Annotated in this window: 16 protein-coding genes, 1 tRNA gene and 1 pseudogene; 15 read left to right on the top strand and 3 right to left on the bottom strand. The window is 70.4% G+C overall.

Going from position 1 to position 22152, the window contains the following annotated elements:
* Window positions 1-55 precede the first annotated feature (55 nt).
* The 3 genes and pseudogenes from OG246_RS06705 to OG246_RS42745 form a co-directional block, all read left to right on the top strand.
* Entirely contained in the window at window positions 56-265 is a 210-nt protein-coding gene (locus OG246_RS06705) for a DUF4244 domain-containing protein (RefSeq protein ID WP_266457263.1), read from the top strand.
* 43 nt (window positions 266-308) lie between these two features.
* Complete coding sequence (locus OG246_RS06700) at window positions 309-707, top strand: TadE family type IV pilus minor pilin (RefSeq protein ID WP_323178310.1); 399 nt, start codon at window positions 309-311, stop codon at window positions 705-707.
* Window positions 708-1009: 302 nt separating this feature from the next.
* Window positions 1010-1327 (top strand): annotated as a pseudogene (locus OG246_RS42745) (Rv3654c family TadE-like protein); the annotation flags it as partial.
* Window positions 1328-1503: 176 nt separating this feature from the next.
* Here the strand turns inward: OG246_RS42745 and OG246_RS06690 are convergent.
* The gene (locus OG246_RS06690; RefSeq protein ID WP_266457254.1) at window positions 1504-3957 is read right to left on the bottom strand and encodes a DEAD/DEAH box helicase; all 2454 of its coding nucleotides are present in this window, start codon (window positions 3955-3957) and stop codon (window positions 1504-1506) included.
* Window positions 3958-4037: 80 nt separating this feature from the next.
* Between OG246_RS06690 and bldG the strand changes: the two genes are divergently transcribed.
* The 12 genes from bldG (at window position 4038) to OG246_RS06630 (ending at window position 21491) form a co-directional block, all read left to right on the top strand.
* Entirely contained in the window at window positions 4038-4391 is a 354-nt protein-coding gene (gene bldG / locus OG246_RS06685) for an anti-sigma factor antagonist BldG (protein WP_266457251.1), read from the top strand.
* A 127-nt stretch (window positions 4392-4518) separates the two neighbouring features.
* Window positions 4519-4956 (top strand): ATP-binding protein, encoded by a 438-nt coding sequence (locus tag OG246_RS06680; RefSeq protein WP_266457248.1) that lies wholly within the window; start codon window positions 4519-4521, stop codon window positions 4954-4956.
* A gap of 355 nt (window positions 4957-5311) precedes the next feature.
* On the top strand, window positions 5312-7717 hold the full coding sequence (locus tag OG246_RS06675) for a sodium-translocating pyrophosphatase (RefSeq protein WP_266457245.1): 2406 nt from the start codon (window positions 5312-5314) through the stop codon (window positions 7715-7717).
* Between the two features lie 226 nt (window positions 7718-7943).
* Complete coding sequence (locus OG246_RS06670; protein ID WP_266457242.1) at window positions 7944-8540, top strand: small secreted protein; 597 nt, start codon at window positions 7944-7946, stop codon at window positions 8538-8540.
* Between the two features lie 195 nt (window positions 8541-8735).
* Entirely contained in the window at window positions 8736-10262 is a 1527-nt protein-coding gene (locus tag OG246_RS06665) for a class I SAM-dependent methyltransferase (RefSeq protein ID WP_266457239.1), read from the top strand.
* 284 nt (window positions 10263-10546) lie between these two features.
* Window positions 10547-10744, top strand: coding sequence for a hypothetical protein (locus OG246_RS06660; RefSeq protein ID WP_266457236.1), 198 nt, complete (start codon window positions 10547-10549; stop codon window positions 10742-10744).
* A 236-nt stretch (window positions 10745-10980) separates the two neighbouring features.
* Window positions 10981-13797 carry a type I DNA topoisomerase gene (gene topA / locus OG246_RS06655; protein WP_266457233.1) on the top strand — a complete coding sequence of 939 codons (2817 nt, stop codon included), beginning with the start codon at window positions 10981-10983 and terminating at the stop codon, window positions 13795-13797.
* A gap of 150 nt (window positions 13798-13947) precedes the next feature.
* A complete protein-coding gene (gene tmk / locus OG246_RS06650) occupies window positions 13948-17337 on the top strand; it encodes a dTMP kinase (protein ID WP_266457230.1) in 3390 nt (1129 codons plus the stop codon).
* A 236-nt stretch (window positions 17338-17573) separates the two neighbouring features.
* A complete protein-coding gene (locus OG246_RS06645; protein ID WP_266457228.1) occupies window positions 17574-18779 on the top strand; it encodes a DNA polymerase III subunit delta' in 1206 nt (401 codons plus the stop codon).
* A 243-nt stretch (window positions 18780-19022) separates the two neighbouring features.
* Entirely contained in the window at window positions 19023-20651 is a 1629-nt protein-coding gene (locus OG246_RS06640; protein WP_266457225.1) for an alpha/beta hydrolase, read from the top strand.
* Window positions 20652-20757: 106 nt separating this feature from the next.
* Window positions 20758-20831, top strand: a tRNA-Thr gene (locus tag OG246_RS06635).
* Between the two features lie 435 nt (window positions 20832-21266).
* Entirely contained in the window at window positions 21267-21491 is a 225-nt protein-coding gene (locus OG246_RS06630) for a hypothetical protein (RefSeq protein ID WP_266457222.1), read from the top strand.
* A gap of 22 nt (window positions 21492-21513) precedes the next feature.
* On the opposite strand, the gene OG246_RS06625 is transcribed toward OG246_RS06630, so the two are convergent.
* Together OG246_RS06625 and OG246_RS06620 are read right to left on the bottom strand one after the other, a co-directional pair.
* Entirely contained in the window at window positions 21514-21729 is a 216-nt protein-coding gene (locus OG246_RS06625) for a MarR family transcriptional regulator (RefSeq protein WP_266457219.1), read from the bottom strand.
* On the bottom strand, window positions 21726-22001 hold the full coding sequence (locus OG246_RS06620) for a hypothetical protein (protein WP_266457216.1): 276 nt from the start codon (window positions 21999-22001) through the stop codon (window positions 21726-21728). Before OG246_RS06620 ends, OG246_RS06625 begins: the two co-directional genes overlap by 4 nt.
* Window positions 22002-22152 lie beyond the last annotated feature (151 nt).

The raw sequence follows: 22152 nt of genomic DNA, 5'->3' as shown, positions 1-22152 counted from the left end.
ACGGTGTTCGGTGAACGGCAATTGACCAATGGGCTTGGACCTTACGGGGGTTGAGATGGGCAAGGCAGTACGAGTGCAGGTACGGGTGCGGGCGTGGTTGCTCGGGCTGGTGCGGAGGGACGCGGGAATGGTCACTTCCGAGTACGCGGTGGGGATCATCGCGGCGGTCGCCTTCGCGGCCGCGCTCTACAAGGTGCTGACGAGTGGGCAGGTCAGCGCGGAGTTGCAGGGGATCGTGGAGCGGGCGCTCAATGTCCAGATGTGAACGGAGGACGGGGGCCGCGGGGGCGAGTCGGGTGGCGCCGGTGGTGACCGGGCCGGCTCCGGCCGAACGAGGGGCCCCCGGCCCCCCGCGCTGCCGGGACCGCGGATACGTGACCGCCGAGGCGGCCGTGGTGCTGCCCGCGCTGGTGCTCGTCGCGATGTCGCTGGTCTGGGCGCTGCTCGCCGCGTCCGCGCAGATCCAGTGCCAGGACGCGGCGAGGGCGGGTGCCCGCGCGGCGGCCCGCCAGGACCCGCCCGACGCCGTCCTGACGACGACGCGCCGCGCGGCACCGCGGGGCGCACGAGTCGAGGTGAGCCGGGAAGGCGACCTGGTCCGGGTGACGGTCACCGCGAGCGCGCCGGGTCCCGACGCGCTGACCCTGGAGCTGAGCGATGAGGCGGTGGCTCTGGCGGAGGAGTCGGTGGGGGTGAGCGGGGGATGACGGGAGGTGGTCGGCCAGGTGCGGTGGGCCGTAACTGCGCTGCTCGGGAGTCGGGTTGCTCGAATCGGTTGAGTGCGCCGGATTCGCCGAGCGCATTGGCTGGGTCTGGTAAGTCCGCTCGGTCCGGCAGACCTGCCAGATCAGAGCGGCCGGCTCGGTCGGACGGGCCGGCGAGGTCGGAGCAGTCGGACAGGCGCGCGGGGCGCGCGAGGCCAGCCAGTCCCGCGAGGCCAGCCAGGCCAGCCAGGCCAGCCAGGCCAGCCAGGCCTGACGGTTCAGCCAGACCCGACACGGCAGTCCGGTCCGACAGAGGCTCGGCGACCGTCTGGTCGGTCGGAGTGATCGCCGTGCTGTGCGTTGTGTTCGGGGTGGTTCTGGCCATGGGGCAGGTCGTCCTGGTCCGTCACCGGGCGGCGGGAGCGGCCGACTTGGCGGCGCTCGCCGCGGCGGACCACTGGATGGACGGCGCGACGGCGGCCTGCGCCGAGGCGGACCGAGTGGCACGGGCCCAGCACGCGCGGCTCGTCAGGTGCGCGATCGGCGGCGAGATCTCGGACGTCACGGCGGCGTCGGGCCGGGAGCCGTTCGCGGCGGAGGTCAGGTCGAGAGCGGGACCGGCGGGACCCGTGCAGTCGGCGGGATCTGCGGATCCGACGGGCCTCGCCCAGCCGACCGAGTCACCGGGACCGGGACCCGGATCGGGATCGGGATCGGGACCCGGATCGGGACTCGGACCGGCACCGGTCCCGCCCGGCCCGCCGCAGGACCGGCCAGGTGACGTCGGTGCCCCGCTCGGCTAGCTCTCCGGCGCCTCCCGCAGCAGCTCCGCGAGCAACCGCACCGCCCCCCGCTTGTGCAACGGGTCGTTGCCGTTGCCGCACTTGGGGGACTGGATGCAGGACGGGCAGCCGGCGTCGCACTCGCAGGAGGCGATGGCTTGCCGGGTGGCGGTGAGCCAGTTGCGGGCGGTGTGGAAGGCACGCTCGGCGAAGCCCGCGCCGCCGGGGTGGCCGTCGTACACGAAGACCGTGGGCAGCAGGGTGTCCGGGTGCAGCGGGACGGAGACACCGCCGATGTCCCAGCGGTCGCACGTGGCGAAGAGCGGGAGCATGCCGATGGACGCGTGCTCGGCGGCGTGCAGGGCGCCGCCGAGGATCTCCGGGTTGATCCGGGCCGCGTCGAGTTGGTCCTCGGTGACCGTCCACCACACGGCGCGCGTACGGAGCGTACGAGGAGGGAGGTCGAGTTTCGTCTCGCCCAGAACTTCGCCCGTGATGACACGTCGACGCAGGAAGGAGACGACTTGGTTGGTGACTTCGACGGAGCCGTAGCACAACCGGCCCTGGCCCCAGGGGAGTTCGATGTCCGTCTCCAGGACGGAGATGGCGGTCGTGTCGCGGGCGACCGTCGAATACGGCGGGTTGGCCTCCTCGACCAGGGCGACGGAGTCCTCCAGGTCCAGTTTGCGCACCAGGTACGTACGGCCCTGGTGCAGGTGGACCGCGCCCTCGTGGACCGTCGTGTGCGAGGCGCTCGCGTCGACAGTGCCGAGCAGCCGCCCGGTTCCGGCCTCGACGATCTGAACGGGGCTGCCGCCCTCACCGCGGATGTCGGTCAGGTCCGCGGCCCGCTCCCGGCGCGTCCAGTGCCACGCCTTCGTCCGGCGGCGCAGCAGCTTCGCGGCCTCCAGCTGCGGCAGCAGGCCCGGGGCTGCCGGTCCGAAGAGCTCCAAGTCCTCGTCCGTGAGCGGGATTTCGGCGGCGGCCGCGCACAGGTGCGGGGCGAGGACGTACGGGTTGTCCGGGTCGAGGACGGTGGACTCCACCGGCTGGTCGAAGAGGGCCTCGGGGTGGTGGACGAGGAAGGTGTCCAGCGGGTCGTCGCGGGCGACGAGGATCGCCAGCGCGCCCTGTCCGGAGCGTCCGGCGCGGCCCGCCTGCTGCCACAGGGAGGCCCGGGTGCCCGGGTAGCCCGCGATGACGACGGCGTCCAACCCGGAGACGTCGACGCCGAGTTCGAGGGCGGTGGTGGCGGCGAGGCCGAGGAGTTCGCCGGAGTGGAGGGCGCGTTCGAGGGCGCGGCGTTCCTCGGGGAGGTAGCCGCCGCGGTACGCGGCCACGCGTCGGGCCAGTGAGCGGTCGATCTCGGCGAGGCGTTCCTGGGCGATCACCGCGATCAGCTCGGCGCCGCGGCGGGAACGTACGAAGGCGATCGAGCGCATGCCCTGGAGGGTGAGGTCGGTGAGGAGGTCCGCGGTCTCGGCGGTGGCGGTACGGCGGACGGGGGCGCCCTTCTCGCCGTGCAGTTCGGTGAGAGGGGGTTCCCAGAGGGCGAAGACGAGCTCGCCGCGTGGGGAGGCGTCGTCGGCGACCTCGACCACCGGGAGGCCGGTCAGGCGGCGTGCGGCGACCGAGGGTTCGGCGGCGGTCGCGGAGGCCAGCAGGAAGACGGGAGAGGCGCCGTAGTGGGCGCAGAGGCGGCGCAGGCGGCGCAGGACCTGGGCGACATGGGAGCCGAAGACACCGCGGTAGGTGTGGCACTCGTCGATGACGACATAGCGCAGGGCACGGAGGAAGGAGGACCAGCGGGGGTGCGAGGGCAATATCCCGCGGTGCAGCATGTCGGGGTTGGTCAGGACGTAGTTGGCGTACTGACGTACCCATTCGCGTTCCTCGAAGGGGGTGTCCCCGTCGTACACGGCTGGGCGTACCGCGTTCCCCAGAGGTTGTGAAAGTTCCTTCACAGATCGGCGCTGATCTGCGGCGAGGGCCTTCGTCGGGGCGAGGTAGAGGGCGGTCGCGCCGCGGCCGTTCGGGGCCTCGGAGCCGTCCAGGAGGGCCGTCAGGACGGGGGCGAGATACGCCAGGGACTTGCCGGAGGCCGTGCCGGTGGCGACGATCACCGACTCGCCGTCCAGGGCGTGCTCCGCGGCCAGTGCCTGGTGGGCCCAGGGGTGTTCGATTCCCGCGGCCTGCACCGCGGCGATCACCTCCGAGCGGATCCGGTCGGGCCAGACTGCATGGCGGCCCTCACGTGGGGGCAAGTGCTCCGTATGAGTGATGCGCGAAGCCCGGCTCGGCCCCGAGGCGAGCCGGTCCAGGACCGTGCTCGGCGAGGGGCGGGAAGCGGTGTCCGTCGAGGGTCGATCGGATCGGTGATTCTTGGCCATCGGCATCGAGTGTGTCACTGGCGTGACGGACAATGGGGCCAAGGCGTCGTGCACGCCTGCCGGTAAGTGATTGAATGCCATCGCGGCTGGCGAACCGTCCCGGGGGCTCTGCCGAGGTGTCCCGTGGGGCGACCGCTCGATAGCAAGGTGCTGGAGGATTCGTGGACCTGTCTCTGTCGACTCGCAGTGTGTCCGGCCCTAACGGCGACCGTACGGTCGTCGAGGTCGGTGGCGAAATCGATGTATATACCGCGCCCAAGCTGCGCGAGCAGCTGGTCGAGCTGGTGAACGACGGCAGTTTCCACCTTGTCGTCGACATGGAGGGAGTCGACTTCCTCGACTCCACCGGGCTCGGCGTTCTGGTGGGCGGCCTGAAGCGCGTGCGTGCCCACGAGGGCTCGCTGCGGCTGGTCTGCAACCAGGAGCGCATTCTGAAGATCTTCCGTATCACCGGCCTCACCAAGGTGTTCCCGATCCACACCTCGGTCGAGGAAGCGGTGAACGCCACCGACTGACCCGTCCGCGGGCCGCGAGCCGACGGACGGCAGAAGTCGCGCGCCCATGACGGCAGAAGCAAGGAAGGGGGGACCGGGCCCTGGTGGCCCGGCCCTCCGACAGCACGCCCGTAGCTGAGGGGGATGCATGGCCACCGTTGAGCTCCGCTTCAGCGCGCTGCCCGAGCACGTCAGGACCGCCCGACTGGTGGCGGCAGCGGTGGCGCGCAGGGCCGGAGTGGACGAGGCCGTACTCGACGAGGTCAGACTCGCTGTCGGCGAGGCCTGTACCCGTGCCGTCGGACTGCACCAGAGCAGCGGTATCTCGGCGCCGGTGCGGGTGCTGCTGATCGAGGAGGAGAAGCAGTTCTCCATCGAGGTCGGCGACGAAGCGCCGCGCACGGCTCCCGGTGAGTCGGTGCCCGGCGCCTCCCCCGGCGACCCGGACGCGGAGACCGAGGAGGACGAGATGGGGCTCGCGGTCATCAGCGGCCTCGTCGACGACGTCGAGGTCACCGCCGGGGAGAACGGCGGACTGATCAGGATGAGCTGGCCGACCACGCCGCCGGCCCCGCTCGTTCCCTGACATCCCCGTCTCACCCCCTGACTCCACCCCCACCTCCAACCTCGTAAGTGACGACGTGGGTAACCAGAAGGGCCCTGCTGAGCAGGGCCCTTCTGCATGTCCGGCACTCGCACGGCCGGCTCGTTCGTCTCACGGGCCCCTTTTCGTGAATTGATTCACGATCATTCGCGCGATTATTTGATCAAGCGTCAACGGTTTTGGGGCATTACCTCTTTCGAGCCCCATGGATACCCGGCGATCATTTGCTGAAGAGCATGTGAAGGCGAATTCCGTTTACCGCCCACTGTTTTGATCAGGTTCCGGTACCTACAATCCGTCCACATCTTGAGCTCAGCACAGGCGTCAAGGAGGACGAATGGCGGGGCTTTCTACCCCTCAGCAGTTTGACCACCCCACAACCTTCGCAGCCGCAGTACTGACGGATGACAACCGTCTGATCGTGATGGTCATCGGAGTCGTCGCGCTCGCGGCGCTCGTGGTCGCCGGGGTCCTGGTGCGCCAGGTACTCGCGGCGGGCGAGGGCACCGACAGCATGAAGGAGATCGCCAAGGCGATCCAGGAAGGCGCCAATGCCTACCTGGGACGGCAGATGCGCACCCTCGCGGTATTCGCCGCCGTGGTGTTCTTCCTGCTCATGCTGCTTCCGGCGGACGACTGGAATCAGCGTGCCGGACGGTCGATCTTCTTCTTGATCGGCGCGGCGTTCTCGGCGACCACCGGCTATATCGGTATGTGGCTCGCCGTACGGAGCAATGTCCGCGTGGCCGCCGCGGCAAGGGAAGCGACTCCGGCGGAGGGTGAGCCCGAAAAGGATCTCACCGCCGTCTCGCACAAAGCCATGAAGATCGCTTTCCGCACGGGCGGCGTCGTCGGCATGTTCACGGTGGGGCTCGGTCTGCTGGGCGCCTCGTGTGTGGTGCTGGTGTACGCGGCCGACGCCCCGAAGGTCCTCGAGGGCTTCGGTCTCGGTGCCGCGCTGATCGCGATGTTCATGCGTGTCGGCGGCGGCATCTTCACCAAGGCCGCCGACGTCGGCGCCGACCTGGTCGGCAAGGTCGAGCAGGGCATTCCGGAGGACGATCCGCGCAATGCCGCGACCATCGCCGACAACGTGGGCGACAACGTCGGCGACTGTGCCGGTATGGCCGCGGACCTCTTCGAGTCCTACGCCGTGACGCTCGTCGCCGCGCTGATCCTCGGCAAGGCCGCGTTCGGCGACGCCGGGCTGGCGTTCCCGCTGATCGTGCCCGCGATCGGCGTACTCACCGCGATGGTCGGCATCTTCGCGGTGGCGCCCCGGCGCTCCGACCGCAGCGGCATGTCCGCGATCAACCGGGGGTTCTTCATCTCCGCGGTGATCTCGCTGGTGCTGGTGGCCGTGGCCGTCTACACCTATCTGCCGGGGAAGTACGCCGACCTCGACGGCGTCACGGACGCGGCGATCACGGCCAAGGACGGCGACCCGCGGATCCTCGCGGTCCTCGCCGTCGCGATCGGCATCGTCCTGGCCGCGCTGATCCAGCAGTTGACCGGCTACTTCACCGAGACCACCCGCCGTCCCGTGCGGGACATCGGCAAGAGTTCGCTCACCGGCGCGGCCACCGTCGTCCTCGCCGGTATCTCCATCGGTCTCGAGTCGGCCGTCTACACCGCCCTGTTGATCGGCCTCGGCGTGTACGGGGCCTTCCTGCTCGGCGGTACGTCGATCATGCTGGCGCTCTTCGCCGTGGCGCTTGCCGGCACCGGTCTGCTCACCACGGTCGGCGTGATCGTGGCGATGGACACCTTCGGGCCGGTCTCCGACAACGCTCAGGGCATCGCCGAGATGTCCGGTGACGTCGAGGGCGCGGGCGCGCAGGTGCTCACCGACCTGGACGCCGTGGGCAACACCACCAAGGCCATCACCAAGGGCATCGCCATCGCCACTGCCGTACTGGCCGCGGCGGCGCTCTTCGGCTCGTACCGCGACGCGATCCTCACGGCCGCGAACGAAGTCGGCGAGAAGGTCTCAGGGCCGGGCGCGCCCATGAACCTGATGATGGACATCTCGCAGCCCAACAACCTGGTGGGTCTCATCGCGGGCGCCGCGGTCGTCTTCCTCTTCTCGGGGCTGGCGATCAACGCGGTATCGCGGTCCGCCGGGGCCGTGGTCTACGAGGTGCGGCGGCAGTTCCGCGAGCACCCCGGGATCATGGACTACACCGAGAAGCCCGAGTACGGGCGCGTCGTCGACATCTGCACCAAGGACGCGCTGCGCGAACTGGCCACGCCCGGTCTGCTCGCCGTACTCACTCCGATCGCGATCGGCTTCTCGCTCGGGGTCGGCGCGCTCGGCTCGTTCCTCGCGGGAGCGATCGGCACCGGCACGCTGATGGCGGTCTTCCTCGCGAACTCGGGCGGTGCCTGGGACAACGCGAAGAAACTCGTCGAGGACGGCCACCACGGCGGCAAGGGCAGCGAAGCCCATGCCGCGACGGTGATCGGCGACACCGTCGGTGACCCCTTCAAGGACACCGCGGGCCCCGCGATCAACCCGCTGCTCAAGGTGATGAACCTGGTGGCGTTGCTGATCGCACCCGCGGTCGTCAAGTTCTCGTACGGCGACGACAAGAGCGTCGGGATGCGCGTGCTGATCGCGGTGCTCTCGATCGCTGTCATCGTGGGCGCCGTGTACATCTCCAAGCGGCGCGGGATCGCCGTGGGTGACGAAGGCAACGCGGAAAGGGTGGCCAAGGCGGCCGACCCCGCAGTGGTGTCGTAGGGGTCGCACGGTGCCTGGCCTCGCACCTGGTCAGGGTTCCGAAGGGCTCCACTCAATGGGCGGGCGGACGGCGCGTGCACACGTGCCGTCCGCCCGCCTTGTGTGTGTTCACACCTTCTCCGTGAGCCTTCTCTCGCTTGGTGCAAACGGCTCTAAAAGGCGTCCAAGCGGACATTCGGCGTACGAATGTTGCGCGCGTGGCGTGTATGTTCCGGGGCCGAGAGCCATGGAAGGGACCAATCCGGTGAACAAGAAGCTCGCGGCCGCACTGTCCGGCGGTGCGGTACTGGTACTGGCGCTGTCGGGATGCAGCAGCGACGACGGCAACGACAAGCTCAACTCCTGGGCCAAGCAGGTCTGTGACGCGGTGCAGCCGCAGATCCAGAAGATCGCGGCAGCCAACGCCCAGATCCAGAAGGAGACCTCGGACGACAGCACGCCGGAAGAGGTCCAGAAGGCCGACTCCACGGGCTTCCAGGACATCTCCGACGCCTACAAGACGATGGCGACCGGCATCGAGAACGTCGGGCCGCCGGACGTCGACGACGGCAAGAAGAAGCAGGAGGACGCGGTCAAGGAGCTCAACGCCCTCTCCGCGTCCTACGCCGACCTGGTGAAGCAGTCGGATGCGCTCAACACCAAGGACCAGGCGAAGTTCGCCGACGGACTCAGCGGTGTCGCCGAGCAGTTGGGCAAGCTGAGCAAGACCGGCAACGACGCCCTCAAGAAGCTCGAAGAGGGAGACGTCGGCAAGGCGATGGCGACGCAGGAGAGCTGCAAGTCGGCGTCCACGTCGGCCTCGCCTTCGTCGACCGAGGGCTGATCCGGACGCGCCGATTCTCCTGGGCCGATCCCGGGAGGGCGATCGTTCGTCAACCGAAAGAGGGCCCGGTACGCGTGCGTGCCGGGCCTTCGGTGTGCCCTGCGCGGCTCACGGGGCGGACTTGTCCACAGGCCTACGAGGGGTCGGCGCGGGCTTGTCCACAGGTGCACGCCCGCGTCGGCGGAAGCGGACACAATGGGGGATGTGAGCCACACCAGCCAGTCACCCCTGCCCTCGTCCGGTCGTGTCGATGTCGCCGCCCGGTTGCGGGACGCCCTGCTCGGGGCCTCCTTCACCGTCGACGGCCTGCTCGACCTGCTCGGCGCCCCCGCGTACGCGGCGCTGGCGCGCAGTGAGACCGTGCCCGCGCTCCGGGCCACCCGGGGGGACACCCCGCTGGAGACGCTCGTACGGCTGTTCCTGTTGCAGCAGCCCGTGCCGCACGCGCGTGTGGCGGACGTTCTGCCGGTCGAGGACTGTGTGGAGGCCGGCTGGCTGGCGCGGGTGGGCGGGGACGAGGTCGCCGCGAGTGTGGACATCCGGCCGTACGGAGGTTCCGACGGGCAGGACTGGTTCATCGTGTCCGACCTGGGGTGTGCCGTCGGTGGCGCGGGCGGCATCGGCAGCCGGGACGAAGGCGTCGTGCTCGGCGTGGGCGGGGCCTCCACGACCCTTGCGGGCATCACCGTGCGTACGCCGGTGGAGTCGGCCCTCGACCTCGGCACCGGCTCCGGGATCCAGGCTCTGCACGCCGCACAGCACGCCACACGCGTGACCGCGACCGACCTCAACCCGCGTGCGCTGCACATCACGGCGCTGACCCTCGCGCTCTCCGGCGCCCCGGCCGCCGATCTGCGCGAGGGCTCCCTCTTCGAACCGGTCGCCGACGAGACGTACGACCTGATCGTCTCGAACCCGCCCTTCGTGATCTCGCCGGGCGCCCGGCTCACCTACCGCGACGGCGGAATGGGCGGGGACGATCTCTGCCGGACGCTCGTTCAGCAGGCGGGGGCACGCCTCAGGGACGGGGGGTACGCGCAGTTTCTGGCCAACTGGCAGCACGTGGAGGGGGAGGACTGGCAGGACCGGCTCCGGTCGTGGGTGCCGCGCGGCTGTGACGCGTGGATCGTGCAGCGCGAGGTCCAGGACGTCACGCAGTACGCCGAGTTGTGGCTGCGCGACGCGGGCGACCACCGGGTGGATCCCGCCGAGTACCAGGCGCGGTACGACGCCTGGCTGGACGAGTTCGAGGCGCGCAAGGTGAAGTCGGTCGGCTTCGGGTGGATCACGCTGCGCAGGACGGCCGCCGCCCAGCCCTCGATCACCGTCGAGGAGTGGCCGCACTCCGTCGAACAGCCGCTCGGTGAGGCCGTGCGCGCGCATTTCGAGCGCGTCGACTACCTGCGGGCGCACGACGATGCCGCCCTGCTCGCCGGGCACTTCACGCTCGTGGCCGAGGTCGTCCAGGAGCAGGTCGGGCTGCCCGGCGCCGAGGACCCGGAGCACGTGGTGCTGCGTCAGAACCGTGGGATGCGCCGGGCGACGAAGGTGGACACGGTCGGCGCGGGCTTCGCCGGCGTGTGCGACGGCACGCTGAGCGCCGGACGGATTCTGGACGCCATCGCCCAACTGGTCGGCGAGGATCCGGTGTTGTTGCGGGACCGGACGCCCGCGCAGATCCGGCTGCTGGTGGAGCAGGGGTTCATCGAGCCGGTGGGATGAAGTGGTGAGGGCGTCCCGGCGGCATCGTGCCCGAGGCGTATCCGTACCGCTGAGTGCGTACGACTTCTGGCATCCCGAAGCCGGGCAGCGACAAGTTCGCGTCGAGTTGGGCGCCCGGATCCGAACCGGCCGCACAGGAAAAACGGGTGGGAAGTCGCCCGCATCGGGCGATCGCATGGGGCTCATGAGGTGTCGGCCGCCTGGTGTTCACCATGGGTTCTTGTGCTCGCCGCCGGGGCCTGTCAGCGTCCCGACCCTGGAGACTCGGGCGGAAGGGCATAACCGTGGAAAGCGGACCGGCGATCTTCGCGGGGGTGGTGTTCGCGCTGTTCGGAGGCGGACTGCTGGCCTGGACCGCGACCAGGGTGCGCCGTGGCGAGCCCGTCGCCGTCGGTGTGAACCGCGTCGCATCGGCGACGCTTGCGAGCGTCGCCGGAGTGGGGGCACTGGCGCTTGCGATCTGGTGCATCACGCGCGCGTGAGGGCATCGACTTCGGTAACTGGGAGGTCACACTCCGGATAGTGCCGAAACGGCTGGTCGACACTCCGGGCGGCAGGAATGGCGGTAGTCGGGTTACCGTTCGAGTGGCCGTTGCGGGCTTTTCCCGTTTGACACGGGGGCGGGATGTACCGTCACACTCCGCAGCGTCAGCACGACCCGACCCCCGGGAGCAAGGCCTGGGGAGATCCCCCGCGTCGACCGGAGAGAAGAGCGAAGTTGTCCCCGACCAGCGACACCGCACACGGCGGCCGCCGACTCGTCATCGTCGAGTCGCCTGCCAAGGCGAAGACGATCAAGGGCTATCTCGGCCCCGGCTATGTCGTCGAAGCGAGCGTCGGGCACATCCGTGACCTTCCCAACGGCGCCGCGGAGGTGCCCGAGGAGTACACCGGCGAGGTGCGCCGCCTCGGCGTGGACGTCGAGAACGACTTCCAGCCGATCTACGTGGTCAACGCTGACAAGAAGGCTCAGGTCAAGAAGCTCAAGGACCTGCTGAAGGACTCCGACGAACTCTTCCTCGCCACCGATGAGGACCGCGAGGGCGAGGCCATCGCGTGGCACCTCCTCGAGGTCCTGAAGCCCAAGGTTCCCGTCCACCGGATGGTCTTCCACGAGATCACCAAGGACGCGATCCGCAGCGCCGTCGCCAACCCGCGCGAGCTCAACCAGCGCATGGTCGACGCCCAGGAGACCCGCCGCATCCTCGACCGCCTCTACGGCTACGAGGTCTCGCCGGTCCTGTGGAAGAAGGTCATGCCGCGCCTGTCGGCCGGCCGTGTGCAGTCCGTGGCGACCCGGCTCGTCGTCGAGCGGGAGCGCGAGCGCATCGCCTTCCGCTCCGCCGAGTACTGGGACCTGACGGGCACCTTCGGCACCGGTCGCACGGGTGACGCCTCGGACCCCTCGCAGCTGGTCGCCCGCCTCACGGCCGTCGACGGCAAGCGCGTCGCCCAGGGACGCGACTTCGACTCCCTCGGCCAGATCAAGGGCGCCAACACGCTCCACCTGGACGAGACGAACGCCCGCGCGCTCGCCGCCGCCCTGGAGAACACGGACTTCGCGGTCCGCTCGGTCGAGTCCAAGCCGTACCGCCGCTCGCCCTACGCCCCGTTCCGTACGACGACGCTCCAGCAGGAGGCCTCGCGCAAGCTCGGCTTCGGTGCGAAGGCGACCATGCAGGTGGCGCAGAAGCTGTACGAGAACGGCTTCATCACCTATATGCGTACGGACTCCACGACCCTGTCGGAGACGGCGATCACCGCCGCCCGCACCCAGGTCACGCAGCTGTACGGCGCCGACTACCTGCCGGACAAGCCGCGCACGTACGCCGGAAAGGTCAAGAACGCCCAGGAGGCGCACGAGGCGATCCGCCCCTCGGGCGACCGGTTCCGCACCCCGGCCGAGACGGGCCTGACCGGTGACCAGTTCCGGCTGTACGAGCTGATCTGGAAGCGGACCGTCGCCTCCCAGATGAAGGACGCGGTCGGCAACTCCGTCACCGTCAAGATCGCGGGCAGGTCCGCCGACGGCCGCGACGCCGAGTTCAGCGCGTCCGGCAAGACGATCACCTTCCACGGCTTCCTCAAGGCGTACGTCGAGGGCGCGGACGACCCGAACGCCGAGCTGGACGACCGCGAGCGCCGGCTGCCGCAGGTGGCCGAGGGCGACCCGCTGTCCGCCGAGGAGATCACGGTCGACGGGCACGCCACCAAGCCCCCGGCCCGCTACACCGAGGCCAGCCTCGTCAAGGAGCTCGAAGAGCGCGAGATCGGCCGCCCGTCGACGTACGCGTCGATCATCGGCACGATCCTCGACCGCGGCTATGTGTTCAAGAAGGGCACGGCCCTCGTGCCGTCCTTCCTGAGCTTCGCCGTGGTCAATCTGCTGGAGAAGCACTTCGGGCGCCTCGTCGACTACGACTTCACCGCCAAGATGGAGGACGACCTCGACCGCATCGCGCGGGGCGAGGCGCAGTCCATCCCGTGGCTGCGGCGCTTCTACTTCGGCGAGGGCGAAGCGAGGGGTGCCGCCGAGGCCGGGAACGGCGACGGCGACCACCTCGGCGGCCTCAAGGAGCTCGTCACCGACCTGGGCGCCATCGACGCCCGCGAGGTGTCGTCCTTCCCGGTCGCCGGCAGCGACATCATGCTGCGCGTCGGGCGCTACGGCCCGTACGTCGAGCGCGGCGAGAAGGACTCCGAGAACCACCAGCGCGCGGACGTGCCCGAGGACCTGGCCCCCGACGAGCTGACGATCGAGCTCGCCGAGGAACTGCTCGCCAAGCCGAGCGGCGACTTCGAGCTCGGTGCCGACCCGGTGACCGGCCACCAGGTCATCGCTCGCGACGGCCGCTACGGCCCGTACGTCACCGAGGTGCTCCCCGAGGGCACCCCGAAGACGGGCAAGAACGCCGTCAAGCCGCGGACGGCCTCGCTCTTCAAGGCGATGTCGCTCGACACGGTGACGCTGGACGACGCACTGAAGCTGATGTCGCTGCCGCGTGTGGTGGGCAAGGACGCCGAGGGCGTGGAGATCACCGCGCAGAACGGGCGCTACGGGCCGTACCTGAAGAAGGGCACGGACTCGCGGTCCCTCACCGCCGAGGACCAGCTCTTCACGATCACCCTCGAAGAGGCGCTGGAGATCTACTCCCAGCCCAAGCAGCGCGGGCGTGCGGCCGCCAAGCCGCCGCTGAAGGAGCTGGGCGAGGACCCGGTCAGCGGGAAGCCCGTCGTCGTCAAGGACGGCCGTTTCGGGCCGTACGTGACCGACGGCGAGACCAACGCGACCCTGCGGTCCGACGACAGCGTCGAGGAGATCACCCCGGAGCGCGGCTTCGAGCTGCTCGCCGAGAAGCGCGCCAAGTCGCCGGCCAAGAAGACCGCGAAGAAGGCTCCGGCCAAGAAAACGGCCACCAAGAAGGCCCCCGCCAAGAAAACCGCTGCCAAGAAGACGACGACTTCGAAGACGGCTGCCAAGAAGGCCCCCGCCAAGAAGGCCGTCGCGAAGAAGACGGCGGCTTCGGAGGGCTAGAGCTTCGGAGGGCCAGCGCTTGCGGGTGCCTTCCCGGCAACCGTCCTCCATGTGCCCGACACGTGTGCGCCCCTACACCTTTTGGTGTGGGGGCGTCCGTATGTTCGGCCACCCCTTCGGGGAGTCAGTGGGTCCGGATAGGCTGTCAGGATGACGCGAGCCGAGCAGCCAACGGCCCACACCCCGGCCCCCGACGACGCCCTGGTTGCAGATTCCCGGGAGCGCGCCGTGCGCGCCCTGCTGCGCCAGCCGCAGTTGAAACGGCTGTGGAGCGCCCAGCTCGTGGGAGGTGTCGGTGACGCCCTGGCCCTGCTGGTCCTTGTCGTCCTGGCCCTGCAGGCGGCGATCTCCGAGGGTTCCTTCGGCGGTGGCTACCGTGGAGTCGCCCTCGCCGTGGCGGCCGTCTTCGGGGCACGTGTGCTCGCGACGCTGCTCTTCGGGGCCGTACTTCTCGGGCCGCTGACCTCGCTGACCTCCCAGGAGGGGCTGCTCGACCGGCGCTGGACCATGGTCGGGGCGGACGGCGTGCGGGCCGCGCTCATGATCGTCGCGCCCCTGTGGATCGACTGGACCCCGGACGACGCGCTCGCCGTGATCCTGGTCGTCGCCTTCGTGACCGGAGTCGCCGAGCGGTTCTGGACGGTGTGCCGGGAGAGTGCGGCGCCCGCGCTGCTGCCCGCCCCGCCGCTGGAGGGCGCCACGGTGCGCCCGCTGCCGGACCACATGGACGCGCTGCGGCGCCTGTCGCTGCGTACGGGATTCCTGGCGGTGCCGATCGCGGCCGCCGCGCTCGTGGTCGTATCCCTCGTCAACAACCTGCTGGGCGCCGGGATCGCCTGGTTCGGCCTGCACCAGGCGGCGCTCGCCTCGTACGTCGCCGCCGGGCTGTTCGCCGCCTCGCTGTCGGTGCTGACCTTCCTCGAGCTGCCCGACGCGCGCACCCCGCGCGCCAGGTCGCCGCTGGAGGGCCTGCGCCGCCCCAAGACGGGCACGGTCGTCGACACGGGCCGTACGGGCGCCATTCCGCTCCTTGTGCTGGCCTGTGCCGCCGTCGCCGCGGCGATCTCGGCCGCCGTCGCCGTCTCCGTGCTGCACGCCAAGGACCTGGGCGGCGGACCGGTGACGTACGGGCTGCTGGTGCTGGCGCTGACCGGCGGTGTCGTCATCGGCATCCGTACGGCCTCCTCGGTGGTGCCGTCGCTGTCGCGGCGCAGGCTGCTCGCGCTGGCGATCGCCTTCACCGGCATCGCGCTGCTGGCCGCCGGGCTGGTCCCTGACGTCACCACCGTGCTGCTGATCGTCGGCTTCGCGGGCGTCGGCGCGGGCGTCGCCGCCAACACCGGGCACGCGCTGCTCGACCAGGAGACCGAGGACTACCGGCGCGCGCGGACGACCGAGCATCTGCACGCGGTCGTACGAGTGTTCGTGGCGCTCGGCGCGCTGGTGGCGCCCGTGGTGGCGGCCCTGATCGGTCCGCACCGCCTGGAGAGCGGCAAGTTCGTGTTCGCGCACGGCGGCGCCGCCTTCACCCTGATGCTGGTCGGCGCGCTGCTGCTGCCAGTTGCCGCGCTGGTGCTCGCCAAGGCCGACGACCGCTCCGGGGTGCCGCTGCGGCACGACCTGCGGGACGCGCTGCGCGGCGGCGACGACCCCGCGCAGGCCACGGCCGTCTCCGGGTTCTTCATCGCTCTGGAGGGCGGTGACGGGGCCGGGAAGTCGACCCAGGCGGAGGCACTCGCGGAGTGGATCCGCGCCAAGGGCCACGAGGTCGTGGTGACCCGGGAGCCGGGCGCCACACCGGTGGGCAAGCGGCTGCGGTCGATCCTCCTCGACGTGTCGTCGGCCGGTCTTTCGCACCGGGCGGAGGCGCTGCTGTACGCCGCCGACCGCGCGGAGCACGTCGACACGGTGGTGCGGCCCGCGCTGGAGCGGGGGGCCGTCGTGATCTCCGACCGGTACATCGACTCCTCGGTGGCGTACCAGGGGGCGGGCCGCGATCTGTCGCCGACCGAGATCGCGCGGATCTCGCGCTGGGCCACGGACGGGCTCGTCCCGCATCTGACGGTGCTGCTTGACGTCTCGCCGGAAGCGGCTCGTGAGCGGTTCACGGAGGCGCCGGACCGGCTGGAGTCGGAGCCCGCCGAGTTCCACGCGCGCGTGCGGTCCGGTTTCCTGACGCTCGCCGCCGCCGACCCGGGGCGCTACCTCGTCGTCGACGCCGCGCAGGAGCCCGAGGCGGTCACCACCGTCGTACGGCATCGGCTCGACGTGATGCTGCCCCTCTCCGAGGCCGAGGTGAAGGCGCAGGAGGAGGCTCGCAAGGCGGCTGAGGAAGAGGCCCGGCGGAAGGCCGAGGAGGAGGCCGCGCGCAAGGCCGAGGAGGAGCGCCTGGAGCGCGAGCGCCAGGAGCAGCTCGCCAGGCTGCGTGCGGAGGAAGAGGAGCGCAAGCAGCGCGAGCTGGAGGAGGCCCAGCGGCGCGAGGCCGAGCGCCAGGCGGAGGAGGCCAGGCAGCGTGCCGAGGAGGCTCGCCGCCGTGCCGAGGAGGAGCAGGCCCGCAAGCTGGCGGAGGAGCAGGTCAGGGCCGCCGAGCAGGAGCGTCTGCGCAGGCAGGCCGCCGAGGAGGCGCGGCTGCGTGCCGAGGCGGAGGCGCGCCGCTTGGAGAAGCAGCGGAAGGCCGAGGAGGCGTTGCTGCGGGCGGAGGAGGCTCGGCGGGGGGCGGCGGAAGCGGCGGCGGCTTCGGCGGCCGCGGCCGCTGCGGTGGCTGCCGAAGCTGCGGCGGTGGAGGCTGCCGCTTCGGCTTCGGCCTCGGCTGCCGCTTCCGGTTCGGCGGGTTCTGCTTCGGCCGCGCCTGACAACGAGACGACCGTGCCTACGCCGGTCGTGGCGCCGTCGGGCGGGTCTGCCCGGGCGTTGGACGACACGGCGGTGCTGCGGCCGGTGCGGGGTGATGAGGGCCGGGGCGGTGTGCGGTCCGGTTCCGGGGCGGGTGCTCGTTCTGGTTCGCGGTCCGACTCCGAGGAGACGGCCAAGCTGCCGCAGCCGCCTGTGCCTGAGCGGGCTGCGGACGAGACCGCGGTGCTGCCGCCGGTGACTTCGGGGCCGGCGGACGAGACCGCTGTGCTGCCTCCGGTTCGGGACAGGGCTGCGGACGAAACGGCTGTGCTGCCGCCGGTGCGTGGCAGGGCTGCGGATGAGACGGCCGTGCTGCCGCCGGTGACTTCGGGTGCTGCGGATGAGACGGCTGTGCTGCCTCCGGTTCGGGACGCGGGTGCGGGCAAGTCAGCGAGTGATCCCTCGGATCGGGTGCCGCCGGGCTACTTCCGCGACGAGCGCGCGGCCCAGGGGTCCGACGATTCCGGCGACCGTACGCGCGAGCTGCCCCAGGTCGACGCCGAGGGCACCCCGCGTCGACGCCCTCGCTCCGACTGGGCGGAGGAGACACCGCTCGACGATCTCCCGACGCTGGCGGACGAGTTGCTGGGCCCGCGCGAGGACGACGACTGGGACGAGGGGCGGGGGCGGGGCGACCAGCGCCGCTGAGATCCGGCGGGCTGCGGTGCGGGAACCGGCGGACGCAGCTGTTGAGATCGGCGGCCGCGGTTCTTGGGCCGTTGGCCGCGGCTGTGAGACCGGTGGCCGCAGCTGTTGGAGCCGGTGGCTGCGGCAGCTGAAGGGTGGCGGTCGTAGCCGTCGGCCGCCGGTCCGGGGACCCGTTGTCAGTGGCGACCCGCACAATGGATCCGGCAAGGCGAAGTGCGACGGAAGGGCGGTGCCCCGTGCCCGTGTGGGACGACCTGGTGGGCCAGGAGAAGGTGAGCGAGCAGCTCGCCGCCGCTGCCCGTGACGCCGACGCCCTCGTCACGGCAATCACCTCGAACACCCCGCCGCCCGAGGCGTCCAAGATGACGCACGCATGGCTGTTCACCGGCCCGCCCGGCTCGGGCCGTTCCACGGCGGCGCGGGCGTTCGCGGCCGCCCTCCAGTGCGTGAGCCCCGACCGCGCGCTGGGCGGCATCCCCGGCTGCGGCTTCTGCGACGGCTGCCACACCAGCCTGGTCGGCACCCACGCCGATGTGCAGATCGTCCGCACCGACATGCTCTCCATCGGCGTGAAGGAGACCCGCGACCTGGTCCGCCGCGCCCAGCTGTCCCCGGCCACCGGCCGCTGGCAGGTCATCGTCCTGGAGGACGCCGACCGCCTCACCGAGGGCGCGGGCAACGTCCTGCTGAAGGCCGTGGAGGAACCCGCTCCCCGTACGGTCTGGCTCCTGTGCGCCCCGTCCATCGAGGACGTCCTGCCCACCATCCGCTCCCGCTGCCGCCTGCTCACGCTCCGCACCCCGCCCGTGGACGCGGTGGCCGACATCCTCGTACGCCGTGACGGCATCGAGCCCGGCGTGGCGGCGGTCGCTGCCCGCGCGACGCAGGGCCACATCGGCCGGGCCCGCCGCCTTGCCACGGACCCGCGCGCCCGCGAGCGCCGGGCCGCCGTCCTCAAGCTGCCGCTCCGGATCGACGACATCGGCGGCTGCCTCAAGGCGGCCCAGGAGCTGATCGACACGGCGTCCGAGGACGCCAAGCAGCTCGCCGAGGAAGTCGACGTGAAGGAGACCGAGGACATGAAGGCCGCGCTCGGCGGGGCACAGGGCGGCCGTATGCCCCGTGGCACCGCGGGCGTCATGAAGGAGCTCGAGGACAACCAGAAGCGCCGAAGAACGCGTACGCAGCGCGATGCACTGGACCTGGCCCTGATCGACCTCACCGGGTTCTACCGCGACGTCCTCGCCCTCCAGCTCGGCTCGCGTGTGGCTCTCGCCAACACGGAGTCCGAGGACGTCCTGGAGCGGCTGGCCCGCGGTGGCCCACCGGAGGCGACCCTGCGCCGCATCGACGCGATCGCCGCGTGCCGCGAGGCCCTCGACCGCAATGTGGCTCCGCTGCTCGCGGTGGAGGCGATGACGATGGCGCTGCGGGCGGGCTGACGGCGTCCCGGTATCCCCGGTATCGGGGTCTCCGGCTCCGGGCTTCCGGCTTCCGCGGGCTTCGGGCTTCCGGGGTCTCCGGGCCTCCGGCCTCCGGCTTTTGGGCCCTACCGGCGAGGTCTGCGTGGTCCATGTACCCAGTGATGCAGGCCTGGTCGGCGTGACTGGTTGACCGCATCACTCAAACGAGGCGCTTGGGCAACTGATGGTGATCAATTGGTCGCGCAAGGTTACGCTCGCGAGATGTACATCAGGCGCACTCCTCGGCCGGCCCGGTCCGGCCGGCCGATCAGTTCCCCTAGGCCGCCCCGTACGCCGTCGCGGTCCCTCCGGGTGGGCGGCGTGCTGCTGGCCGCCACCGCACTGCTCGTCTCGGCCTGCTCCTCGGGGAGTTCGACCACGGCGTCGACGGCGGACTCGGCGCTGGCCGCGCTGCCCAGTTCCACACCGGCGGCACTGTCGCGGTACTACGGGCAGAAGCTGACCTGGCGTACCTGCGGTGTGCCCGGCTTCGAGTGCGCCACGATGAAGGCGCCGCTGGACTATGCGAAGCCGGCTTCGGGCGACATCCGGCTGGCCGTCTCCCGCAAGAAGGCCACAGGTCCGGGGAAGCGACTCGGTTCGCTGCTGGTCAACCCGGGCGGGCCGGGCGGCTCGGCGGTCGGCTACCTCCAGGCGTACGCCGGCATCGGCTACCCCGCGGAGGTCCGCGCCCGCTACGACATGGTCGCCGTCGACCCGCGCGGCGTGGCCCGCAGCGAGCCGGTCGAGTGCCTCACCGGCCGTGAGATGGACACGTACACGCAGACGGACACCACCCCCGACGACGGGCAGGAGACGGACCAACTGGTCGACGCCTACAAGCAGTTCGCGGAAGGGTGCGGGCAGCACTCGCCCGACCTGCTGAGGCACGTCTCCACGGTGGAGACGGCCCGCGACATGGACATGCTGCGGGCCGTGCTGGGCGACAAGAAGCTGACGTACGTGGGGGCGTCGTACGGAACGTTCCTCGGGGCGACGTACGCCGGGCTCTTTCCCGACAGGGTGGGCCGGCTGGTCCTGGACGGCGCGATGGATCCCTCGCTCAGTGCCCGCAAGCTGACCGAGGGGCAGACGGCGGGCTTCGAGACGGCTTTTCAGTCGTTCGCGAAGGACTGCGTAGGCCGGAGCGACTGCCCGCTGGGCGGCACGGGAACCAGTGCGGACCAGGCGGGCAAGAACATCAAGGCCTTCTTCCAGCAGCTCGACGCGGCTCCGATCCCGGCGGGCGACGCGGACGGCCGCGAACTCGGCGAGGCGCTCGCGACGACGGGTGTGATCGCGGCGATGTACGACGAGGCGGCCTGGCAGCAGTTGCGCGAGGCGCTCACCGCGGCGATGAAGGAGAAGGACGGCGCGGGCCTGCTCTCCCTCTCCGACAGTTACTACGAGCGCGACGCCGACGGCAGGTACGCCAACCTGATGTTCGCCAACGCGGCCGTGAACTGCCTCGACCTGCCGGCTGCCTTCTCCCGCCCCGACCAGGTGGAGAAGGCGCTCCCCTCTTTCGAGAAGATGTCCCCCGTCTTCGGTGAGGGCCTGGCCTGGGCCTCCCTGAACTGCGGGTACTGGCCGGTGAAGCCCACGGGCGAACCCCATCGCATCGAGGCGAAGGGCGCCGCCCCGATCCTCGTGGTCGGCACCACCCGCGACCCCGCCACCCCGTACCCCTGGGCCCAGGGCCTCGCCTCCCAGCTCTCCTCCGCCACCCTTCTCACCTACGTCGGCGACGGCCACACCGCCTACGGCCGCGGCAGCGACTGCATCGACTCCACGATCAACCGCTACCTCCTCAAGGGCACCCCCGCCACCAAGGGAAAGCGCTGCTCATAGGCCTGCCGCATACCCCAGGTGCGGTCTCCCGGGGCGTGTTCGGAGCACCCCCGGAAACTGTGTAGACTTACCCGCGTTGCTGATCGCACCATAGTGCGGACGGCGCGCCGCCTTAGCTCAGATGGCCAGAGCAACGCACTCGTAATGCGTAGGTCTCGGGTTCGAATCCCGAAGGCGGCTCTGTAGAAGCCTCAGGACTCACTCGCCGTGACCTGGGGCTTTTGCTTTTTTGTGACCTTGGAATCTCCGTAAATCGGGCCCTGGTTGCCTTCGGATCGTAATGCGTAGGTCAGAGGTGTGGTTTCTGTGACGGCATTGCCGGTCTAAGCCTCTGACCTGCTCTTTTGCTCACCTGGGAGAGTAGGGTCAGGCTCGCGCCAAGGGTCCCGGTGGACAACCGGTGGACAACCGGTGGACAGCCGTGCATGACACCCCATCAAGGACTTGTCGCCGCTCCCGGCCAGCGTGCGAAATTCACTTGGCTCCGGCGGAACGATCGGCGGCGTCGTGACTGACCGGTTTTGACAGGTCCCAAGTCTTGCCCGGGCCCGCGCGACGTGGGATGAACCGCACTGCCCTGGACAGCGGCCGTCGGCCGGAGGGGAGCAGAGCGTCGTGAGCCATCTGGATTACGAGCAGGTCCTGCACCGGGTGGACCGCATGGCGGCCCAGATAGACAAAGCCGAAGAGCTGGCCCAGGGCGGCGACCGTAGGCTGTGGCGGACGCTGTTTGATCTGCGCCTCGCGGTCCATCGGCTGCAGAGAGAGATGCGGGGCGGGCAGGCCCTCGGCGAGGCTACCGACAACCCCGCCGGGAACGATGGCTCCCCCGGCGAGTAAACGGCCCGCGCAGACGCAGGAGTCAGCGGGCGAGCCGGCTCGCGCGCGAGGCACGCCGCTCGCGGGAGAGGAGTCCGCGCTTCTCAAGCTGGTTGAGCTGGTGGAGCACCGATGACGGGCTGCTCAGCCCGACCTGCTTCCCGATCTCGCGGATGCTCGGGGCCTCGCCGTGTTCGGCGATCCACTCCCGTATGCACCGGAGGATGCGCTCTTGGCGGTCGGTGAGGGGGTAGATCATGACCGGTTCCTGGCTCGCCCGGCCGTCAGGAGCGTGATCGGCAACAGGATGAGCATGGTCGTCCAGTAGGCGAGCGTGATGAAGATCGGCTCGCCGATGAACAGCATCAGGAGGAAGGCGAGGATGTCGCCCTTGACCACCTGCAGTTCAAGGAGGGGCAGCCGTCCCCCGATCAGGAGGATCGCGCTGCACCAGGTCGCCCATATGCCCATAGTCACCGCAGCGAGCAGGGCCGAGCCCTTCACCCAGCCGGGCCGTACGGTGTTGTTCATGGGGCCTCCCGAATATGACACTGGCATGCGGCGAGTGGAAGTGCCTCAGTGTCGCGGCCGGGCGGAGCCTGTGAGTCCGCTATGGATGGTCGTAACGGCTTCGTTACGGAAAGATTTCTTCAGCTACTCGCGGTAACAGCAGGCTCCAGGG

The sequence above is a fragment of the Streptomyces sp. NBC_00620 genome (assembly GCF_026341825.1).
GTDB lineage: Bacteria > Actinomycetota > Actinomycetes > Streptomycetales > Streptomycetaceae > Streptomyces.
This window is presented reverse-complemented; position numbering and strand designations above follow the sequence as displayed.

What these genes read in the sequence shown, in the direction of transcription:
- OG246_RS06705 (WP_266457263.1), top strand. Translation starts at nt 56, where the DNA reads ATGGGCAAGGCAGTACGAGTGCAGGTACGGGTGCGGGCGTGGTTGCTC.
- OG246_RS06690 (WP_266457254.1), bottom strand. Translation starts at nt 3,957, where the DNA reads ATGGCATTCAATCACTTACCGGCAGGCGTGCACGACGCCTTGGCCCCA.
- OG246_RS06680 (WP_266457248.1), top strand. Translation starts at nt 4,519, where the DNA reads ATGGCCACCGTTGAGCTCCGCTTCAGCGCGCTGCCCGAGCACGTCAGG.
- OG246_RS06675 (WP_266457245.1), top strand. Translation starts at nt 5,312, where the DNA reads ATGGCGGGGCTTTCTACCCCTCAGCAGTTTGACCACCCCACAACCTTC.
- OG246_RS06670 (WP_266457242.1), top strand. Translation starts at nt 7,944, where the DNA reads ATGGAAGGGACCAATCCGGTGAACAAGAAGCTCGCGGCCGCACTGTCC.
- OG246_RS06665 (WP_266457239.1), top strand. Translation starts at nt 8,736, where the DNA reads ATGGGGGATGTGAGCCACACCAGCCAGTCACCCCTGCCCTCGTCCGGT.
- tmk (WP_266457230.1), top strand. Translation starts at nt 13,948, where the DNA reads ATGACGCGAGCCGAGCAGCCAACGGCCCACACCCCGGCCCCCGACGAC.
- OG246_RS06640 (WP_266457225.1), top strand. Translation starts at nt 19,023, where the DNA reads ATGTACATCAGGCGCACTCCTCGGCCGGCCCGGTCCGGCCGGCCGATC.
- OG246_RS06625 (WP_266457219.1), bottom strand. Translation starts at nt 21,729, where the DNA reads ATGATCTACCCCCTCACCGACCGCCAAGAGCGCATCCTCCGGTGCATA.
- OG246_RS06620 (WP_266457216.1), bottom strand. Translation starts at nt 22,001, where the DNA reads ATGAACAACACCGTACGGCCCGGCTGGGTGAAGGGCTCGGCCCTGCTC.